The organism is Allobosea sp. AAP35 (assembly GCF_001295925.1).
GTDB lineage: Bacteria > Pseudomonadota > Alphaproteobacteria > Rhizobiales > Beijerinckiaceae > Allobosea.
Window position 1 is genome coordinate 50,594 of record NZ_LJHQ01000065.1, and the last position, 6,743, is coordinate 57,336.

At 66.8% G+C, this 6,743-nt stretch carries 7 protein-coding genes; 2 read left to right on the forward strand and 5 right to left on the reverse strand.

The window, feature by feature from the left end:
- Positions 1-57 precede the first annotated feature (57 nt).
- The gene (locus IP69_RS19085; protein WP_156323547.1) at positions 58-1,263 is read left to right on the forward strand and encodes a hypothetical protein; all 1,206 of its coding nucleotides are present in this window, start codon (positions 58-60) and stop codon (positions 1,261-1,263) included.
- A gap of 43 nt (positions 1,264-1,306) precedes the next feature.
- On the opposite strand, the gene IP69_RS19090 is transcribed toward IP69_RS19085, so the two are convergent.
- From IP69_RS19090 to IP69_RS19100, 3 genes are all read right to left on the reverse strand, one after another.
- The gene (locus IP69_RS19090; protein ID WP_054144427.1) at positions 1,307-1,489 is read right to left on the reverse strand and encodes a hypothetical protein; all 183 of its coding nucleotides are present in this window, start codon (positions 1,487-1,489) and stop codon (positions 1,307-1,309) included.
- Between the two features lie 97 nt (positions 1,490-1,586).
- Entirely contained in the window at positions 1,587-2,897 is a 1,311-nt protein-coding gene (locus tag IP69_RS19095; RefSeq protein ID WP_054144419.1) for a replication-associated recombination protein A, read from the reverse strand.
- 153 nt (positions 2,898-3,050) lie between these two features.
- Positions 3,051-4,484, reverse strand: coding sequence for a Do family serine endopeptidase (locus IP69_RS19100; RefSeq protein WP_054144420.1), 1,434 nt, complete (start codon positions 4,482-4,484; stop codon positions 3,051-3,053).
- A 142-nt stretch (positions 4,485-4,626) separates the two neighbouring features.
- Here IP69_RS19100 and IP69_RS19105 point away from each other — a divergent pair, with 142 nt between their 5' ends.
- A complete protein-coding gene (locus IP69_RS19105; protein ID WP_054144421.1) occupies positions 4,627-5,046 on the forward strand; it encodes a BLUF domain-containing protein in 420 nt (139 codons plus the stop codon).
- A gap of 84 nt (positions 5,047-5,130) precedes the next feature.
- Here IP69_RS19105 and rplQ read toward each other — a convergent pair whose 3' ends face one another.
- Both rplQ and IP69_RS19115 read right to left on the reverse strand, forming a co-directional pair.
- Positions 5,131-5,547 (reverse strand): 50S ribosomal protein L17, encoded by a 417-nt coding sequence (gene rplQ, locus IP69_RS19110; protein WP_054144422.1) that lies wholly within the window; start codon positions 5,545-5,547, stop codon positions 5,131-5,133.
- A 114-nt stretch (positions 5,548-5,661) separates the two neighbouring features.
- On the reverse strand, positions 5,662-6,678 hold the full coding sequence (locus IP69_RS19115) for a DNA-directed RNA polymerase subunit alpha (RefSeq protein ID WP_054144423.1): 1,017 nt from the start codon (positions 6,676-6,678) through the stop codon (positions 5,662-5,664).
- Positions 6,679-6,743: the final 65 nt, after the last annotated feature.

Consider the following 6,743-nt stretch of genomic DNA (forward strand, 5'->3'; position numbering starts at 1 on the left):
GCACTCCTTCTGGCGATCAGTGCCTCCTGCATCGCGCTCGGGGCCGCGCAGGCCGCCATGCCACGCCCGCTCCCGGCCAGCGCCCCGCAATTCGCCCGCAGCTGCATCATCAAGCCGCCCGACATCGCCTCCCTCTTCCCTGAAGCCGAGGACGCGAGCGCGGCGGCCGCGCCGGGGACCGAGGACGACGCGGACGATGACGACGATTCCGATGATGAGGACGAGGATGACGAGAGCGTCCCGGGGCTGATCCTGCCGGGCTCGAGCACTTGCCTTGCCGTCTCGGGCAGTGTCACCGCCGGCCTGCAGTTCGACAGCTACCGGATCCCGCGCGCTGGAGACGCCGCACCCAAGCCGGCCTATTCCTGGCCGACGAGCGCCTCGCTGCGGATCGAGACCGCCCATGATCTCGCCTCGGGCCTGCGCATCGGCTCGGCTTTCGAGTTTTCGCTGCGGCCCGCCAGCGGCGAACCCGAAACGCCGACGATCGACGAGGCCACCGTCACGGTCGGCACGGTGACCTTCGGGCTGTCATCCTCCCGCTTCAGCTTCTGGACCGGCGAGGAATTCGCCTTCAGCGCCCGCCTTCCCGGCCGTACTGTCGGGCTGATCGCCTGGGAGCGCGATCTGACGGAGCGCTGGAACCTGGCGCTCTCCGCCGAGGACACGACGCTGGCGACGACGTCAACCATCCCCGTGGCCAAGGGACGCGTCCCCGACGGCATCGCGCGCCTGACCTACACAAATGGCGGGCTGACGCTGCATATGGCCGGAGCGCTGCGCGACGTGCCCGGCTCGGTGCCCAAGCTCGGCCGCGCCGGCATCGTCGGCGCGACCTATCAGCTGCCGATCCTCGGCCGCCCCGGCGAAATCACCGCCCAGATCGCCGGCGCAACCGATGCCGCCGCCTATATCGGCTCGTCGCTCGACGCCACGATCGTCCGGCAGGTGCTGACCGCGGTCGATTCAACCCGTGGCTTCTCGGGCGTGCTGGCAGCACGGCGCGAATGGACCGATGAGCTCGCCAGCAACCTTTATGTCAGCCGCTACCAGCTCACGGTGCCGCTCACCCATTCCAGCAAGGGGAAGCTGCGCATCGACCGCGCCAGCGCCAACCTCGTCTGGACGCCGCTGGAGGGCCTCAAGGCCGGTCTCGAAGGCTCTGTCGCCTGGACCAACATCGCCATCGCCAACCGTGCCGTCCCGGCCTCCCTGGGCGGCCGCCAGCTCTCGGCCCAGCTTTTCATCGAACGCGCGTTCTGAGCCGCTCCTGACGAGTCGCGCCAGCGACGGCTCGAACAGGCCTTTACGCCTTGCGCCCGCGCGTCAGCAGCGGATGGACATAGAGTTCGAAGGCGATCGTCAGGATAATGAAGACCAGCGCGATGGCGAATGCGACGACCCAATAGGCGACGTCGTCCTCCGACACGAACCAGCCCGCGATCAGCGAGGGCACGATCAGGAGAGCGCGAGCGACGAGCGAGATCATGGGCGTTCGATCCAAGGCCGACATCATCGGCGAACACGCATGATAATGCCGGCATGGTCGCCACGCCCTTGCGATCGATCAATCCGGACGTTTTGGCTCACTCCTCCCCCCGCTCCTCCCGCAGCTTCTCCCAATACTCGAGCCGCTTCCTGATCTCGCGCTCGAAGCCGCGTTCGGGCGGGTCGTAGAAGCGCTGGCGGCCGAGCGCGTCGGGCCAGTAGTCCTGGCCGGAGAAGGCGTCGGGCGCATCGTGATCGTAAGCATAGTCCGCGCCATAGCCCTCCTGCTTCATCAGCTTGGTCGGCGCGTTCAGGATCGTCTTGGGCGGCATCAGCGAGCCGCGCTCGGCGGCGACCTTGCGCGCCGCCTTGTAGGCCTTGTAGGCGGCGTTGGATTTCGGCGCGGTCGCCAGATAGATCACGGCATTGGCGAGCGCGAGTTCTCCCTCCGGCGAGCCGAGCTGCTCGTAGGTCTCGGTGGCGGCCCGCGCATGGACCAGTGCCTGGGGGTCGGCGAGCCCGATATCCTCGACCGCCATCCGCACCAGCCTGCGCGCCAGGAAGCGCGGATCCTCGCCGGCATCGAGCATGCGGGCAAAATAGTAGAGCGCGGCATCGGGATCGGAGCCGCGGATCGTCTTGTGCAGCGCCGAGATGAGATTGTAGTGGCCGTCCTGCGCCTTGTCATAGATCGGCGCGCGGCGCTGGATCACCTCGGCCAGCCCCGCCTCGTCGAAGATCTCGCCCGGCCGCGCCGCGCGCCAGAGCTCCTCGGCCAGCGTCAGCACGGCGCGCCCGTCGCCATCGGCGAAGCGCGCGAGTGCGAGCTTGGCCTCGGGCGTCAGCGGCAGATCGCGCTTTTCCAGAAGCTCGGCGCGGCCGAGCAGGAACAACAGCGAGCCCTCGTCCAGCGACTTGAAGGTCAGCACGCGGGCGCGCGAGAGCAGCGCGGCATTGAGGGCGAAGGACGGGTTTTCGGTGGTGGCGCCGACCAGCGTGATCGTGCCGTCCTCCATCACGGGGAGGAAGGCGTCGAGCTGGGCCCGGTTGAAGCGATGGATCTCGTCGACGAAGAGCAGCGTGCCCTTGCCGCCGAGCCGGTGGCCCCGCGCCTGTTCGAAGACCTTCTTCAGATCGGCGATGCCGGAGAAGATCGCGCTGATCTGCTCGAAGCCGAGCTCGACCTGCCCCGCGAGCAACCGTGCCACGGTGGTCTTGCCGGTGCCGGGCGGCCCCCAAAAAATCAGGCTGCCGAGCGAGCCCGACTGCACGAGCCGCGTCAGCGCGCCTTCCGGCCCCGTCAGATGCTCCTGGCCGGCGACCTCGCCGAGCGTCGTCGGCCGCAACCGGTCGGCCAGCGGGCGAGGACCGGATTTGTCGAGCCCCGATGCGGCGAAAAGATCGCTCATGTCAGCCTCAACCTGTCATTTCGGGGCGCCGCAACGCGGCGAACCCGGAACCCACGATCGGGCTGGACCTGCCGATGCGTAGGGGAACTCTCACCCGGTCGTGGGTTCCGGGTTCAGGCTTCCGGCCTGCCCCGGAATGACAGAGATTGTGGCTCACCCCGGAAAGACCGAGGTCACGCTCTGGCCGCCGCGTGAGATAGTCACCTCCCAGGAGCGCTTACGCTCTTTCAGCGCGGCCTCGACATCGCGTGAATTGACCATGCGCTCGCCGTTCAGCGCCTGGACGATGTCACCCTTCTGGAAGCCGATGCGGGCGGCTGTGCTGCCCTCCTCGATATCGCCGACGACGACCCCGTCGGTCCCGGCATCGATCGCGAGTTCCTCGGCCAAAGCCGGCGACAGGTTCATCACGGTGAGCCCCGCCAGCGGCGAGCGGCCCGACAACGTCACCGGCTCGCGCGGGCGCAGTTCCGGTGCCGGGATCAGCTTCACCGGCAGGACGACCCGCTTGCCGCTCCGCAGCACCGTCAGCGAGGCGACACCGCCAAGCGGCCGGGTCGCGAACCGATAGCCGAACGCTTCGGGGTCATCGACGCTGAAGCCGTCGACCGCCAGGATCACGTCGGAGCGGCGCAGCCCCCCCTCCGCCGCCGGGCCCTTCTCGACCACGCCCGCGACGACCGAGCCGGCCGGTCGATCGAGCCCGAGCCCGTCGGCGACCTCGGCCGTCAGCGCCTGGAGCCGTGCCCCGAACCAGGGGCGGCGCACGGTGGTGGCCCCCGTCTTGGCGCTTTCGACCACGACGCGCACCATGGCGGCGGGAATGGCGAAGCCGATGCCATGGCTGCCGCCCGAGCGCGAGAAGATCGCCGTGTTGATGCCGATCACCCGGCCCTGCATATCGACCAGCGCGCCGCCCGAATTGCCCGGGTTGATCGCAGCATCGGTCTGAATGAAGGATTGCGCGTCGCCGACGCCGATCTGCGTGCGCGCCAGCGCCGAGACGATGCCTTGCGTCACCGTCTGGCCGACACCGAACGGGTTGCCGATCGCCAGCACGATATCGCCGATCTCGACCTTGTCGGAATCGGCGAGTTCGATCGCAACCAGATCCTTGGCGCTCTTGAGCTTGAGCACGGCGAGATCGGTGCGCGGGTCACGCAGCAGGATCGTCGCCTCGACCTCGCGCTTGTCGGCAAACGCGACCTTGACCTCGCTCATCCCCTCGATGACGTGGTTATTGGTGACGACGAGGCCGCTGCCGTCCACCACCACACCCGAGCCGAGCGAACGCTTGACCCGCTCCTGCGGCACACCGAAGCCGCGATCGCCGAAGAAGCGGCGGAAGAACGGATCGTCCATGAACGGGTTGCGCGGCTGGGCTTCGACGCGCGCGCCATAGACGTTGACGACGGCGCCGGCGCTCTTCTTGACGACGCCGGCAAAGGACAGCGAAATCTCCTGGCGCGTCTCGGGCACCTGCCGAACCTGGCCGGCGGCAGGCCAGCATGCCAGCCCTGCAACCAGGGCCAGCGCATAGGCGCTGGCCCTCGGCCAGGACCGGGATCTCAGGGAAATTGCGGTCATGCCTGTCCTCGTGGTGAAACAATGATATCGCGGCAACGTTTGAAGCTCTGCATCGATCCATCGATGCGGCCCGTCACCGTCCAGGGTGCAGAGGGTTTGGTTGCCTCGATCGCCACCGGTCTGCACGCTTGAGGGAGCGGCCATGAGCTTGATCCAACTTATCTATGCCAGTGAAAGCCGCCTCGTCGAGGCCAATCGTCACCGCGAGATCGATCGGATCGTCGAAACCGCTCAACGCCTCAACGCGCGCAACGCCGTAACCGGCTTCCTCCTCGTGACGAGCGGCGCCTTCGCGCAGGTGCTCGAGGGCGATGACGCGACAGTGGCGGAAACCTATACCCGCATCGCCGCTGATCCCCGTCATGGCGCGATCCGCCTGCTTGCGGAGAGCCCGATCGCACGGCGCGGATTCGCACGCTGGTCGATGGGCTTGGCCGAACGTGACGAGACGACGACCTTCATCTTCGGCCTCTATGGCGTCACACCGGAAGCCGATCTGCCAGGACAGGACGCCGATGTGATCCTCGACCTCGCCGGGGAGCTGGCGCGCCAGAGCCGCTGACCGCAAAGGGCCAAGCCCTTCGAAATAAAAAAAAGGGCGACCCGAAGGCCGCCCTTTGAAACCGAGCCGAAAAGAGAAAAACTCTCAGGCCGCCTCGTCTTCCGCCGTGAAGACCGGGCCAGAATCCTTGCCCTTGGCCTCGACATCGCGATCGACGAACTCGATTACGGCCAGAGGAGCGTTATCGCCGAAGCGGAAGCCCGCCTTCATGATGCGAAGATAACCGCCATTGCGCTCCTTGTAGCGGGGCCCGAGCACCGCGAAAAGCTTGGCAACCAGGACGACGTCCTTGATCTGCGCGATCGCCTGGCGGCGGGCATGCAGGTCGCCGCGCTTGGCGAGCGTGATCAGCTTCTCGACGACCGGGCGCAGATCCTTGGCCTTGGGCAGCGTGGTGGTGATCTGTTCGTGCTTGATCAAGGCCTGGGACATATTGGCAAACATCGCCTTGCGATGCTCGACCGAGCGGTTGAAACGACGACCGCGAAAACCGTGACGCATGGGTGGCTCCTTCGTGATTTACGGCCGCCGTGCCACGGTACGGCCGTTCTTTATGCTCCGGCGCTCATGCACCGGGCGGGAAAACGGCGCGGGAGCGAGCCCGCGCCGGCTGGATCAGTAATGCTCCTCGAAGCGCTTCGCGAGCTCTTCGATGTTCTCCGGCGGCCAGCCGGTGACGTCCATGCCGAGATGGAGGCCCATGGTGGCGAGCACTTCCTTGATCTCGTTCAGCGACTTGCGGCCGAAGTTCGGGGTGCGCAGCATCTCGCCCTCCGACTTCTGGATCAGGTCGCCGATATAGACGATGTTGTCGTTCTTCAGGCAGTTCGCCGAACGCACGGAAAGCTCGAGCTCGTCGACCTTCTTGAGCAGCGCCGGATTGAAGGGCAGCTGCGGCGCGGTCGAGACGGCCTCTTCCTTGCGCGGCTCCTCGAAGGTGATGAAGACGGCAAGCTGGTCCTGCAGAATGCGGGCGGCGAGCGCCAGCGCGTCCTCAGGGGTCACCGAGCCATTGGTCTCGATGTTGAGCGTGAGCATGTCACGATCGAGGTTCTGGCCCTCGCGCGTATTCTCGACGCGGTAGGACACCTTCTTGACCGGCGAATACAGGCTGTCGACCGGGATCAGGCCGATCGGCGCATCTTCCGGGCGATTCTGCTCGGAGGGGATGTAGCCCTTGCCGGTGTTGACGGTGAACTCCATGCGGATCTCGGAGCCCTCGTCCAGCGTGCAGAGCACGAGGTCAGGGTTCAGGATCGAGACATCGCCGATGGTGTTGATGTCGCCAGCGGTGACGGTACCGGGGCCGGTCTTGCGCAGGGTCATGCGCTTGGGGCCCTCGCCCTGCATCTTGACCGCGATGGCCTTGATGTTGAGGACGATGTCGGTCACGTCCTCGCGGACGCCCGGGATCGACGAGAATTCATGAAGCACGCCGTCGATCTGGACGGCGGTGACGGCCGCGCCCTGCAGCGAGGAGAGCAGCACGCGACGCAGCGCGTTGCCGAGCGTCATGCCGAAGCCGCGCTCCAGCGGACGGGCGATGACGGTCGCCTGACGCTTCGGATCGTCTCCGACCTTGATTTCGAGCTTGTTGGGCTTTGACAGATCCTGCCAGTTCTTGCTGATCACGACCGCACTCCTGGTGCTTCAAATTCAATGGCGGCGGCGGGCCGCCCCGGACAGGCGCCCGCCGG

Bases quoted from the DNA above. Each gene is read 5' to 3' on its own strand.
- rplQ (WP_054144422.1), bottom strand. From the start codon at position 5,547: ATGCGTCACGGTTTTCGCGGTCGTCGTTTCAACCGCTCGGTCGAGCAT.
- IP69_RS19100 (WP_054144420.1), bottom strand. From the start codon at position 4,484: ATGACCGCAATTTCCCTGAGATCCCGGTCCTGGCCGAGGGCCAGCGCC.
- IP69_RS19095 (WP_054144419.1), bottom strand. From the start codon at position 2,897: ATGAGCGATCTTTTCGCCGCATCGGGGCTCGACAAATCCGGTCCTCGC.
- IP69_RS19085 (WP_156323547.1), top strand. From the start codon at position 58: ATGCCACGCCCGCTCCCGGCCAGCGCCCCGCAATTCGCCCGCAGCTGC.
- IP69_RS19090 (WP_054144427.1), bottom strand. From the start codon at position 1,489: ATGATCTCGCTCGTCGCTCGCGCTCTCCTGATCGTGCCCTCGCTGATC.
- IP69_RS19105 (WP_054144421.1), top strand. From the start codon at position 4,627: ATGAGCTTGATCCAACTTATCTATGCCAGTGAAAGCCGCCTCGTCGAG.